The sequence below is a fragment of the Streptomyces sp. SP18CS02 genome (assembly GCF_036322365.1).
Taxonomy (GTDB): Bacteria; Actinomycetota; Actinomycetes; order Streptomycetales; family Streptomycetaceae; genus Streptomyces.
This window is the reverse complement of record NZ_JAQYXC010000237.1, coordinates 1-314: the sequence shown is the minus strand read 5'-3', so window position 1 is coordinate 314 and position 314 is coordinate 1. Positions and strand designations below refer to the sequence as shown.

Here is a 314-nt window from a genome sequence, read left to right as displayed (position 1 = left end):
GCAGGAGATCGCGCCTGCGGGGCCGGGCCGCCCGGGGGCCCCGACCGGCCCCCGGGCGGGCCCTGGGGTGGGCCGAGCAGCCCTCCCCACTCCCCGGACGCCTCAGCGCCGGGCATATTCGCGGTAGCCGCGCCCCGGCGTGCGCCCGAGGCCGCCCGCCGCCACCCGGTGCTCCCGCAGCGGAGCCGGCGCCAGGCCCGGGGCGCGGCACTCGCGGTGCAGCCCCCGCTCGCTCGCGAGCGAGACCTCCAGGCCGACCACGTCGAGCAGCTCGAACGGGCCCATCGGATAGCCGCCGCCCCGCGTCATCGCGG

General features: G+C 81.5%; 1 protein-coding gene. It reads right to left on the bottom strand.

Annotated elements, in window-relative coordinates:
• Positions 1 to 102: 102 nt before the first annotated feature.
• Positions 103 to 314 (bottom strand): 3-hydroxyacyl-CoA dehydrogenase family protein (locus tag PUR26_RS02315; protein WP_329868617.1); only part of this gene is annotated, 212 nt, incomplete at its 5' end.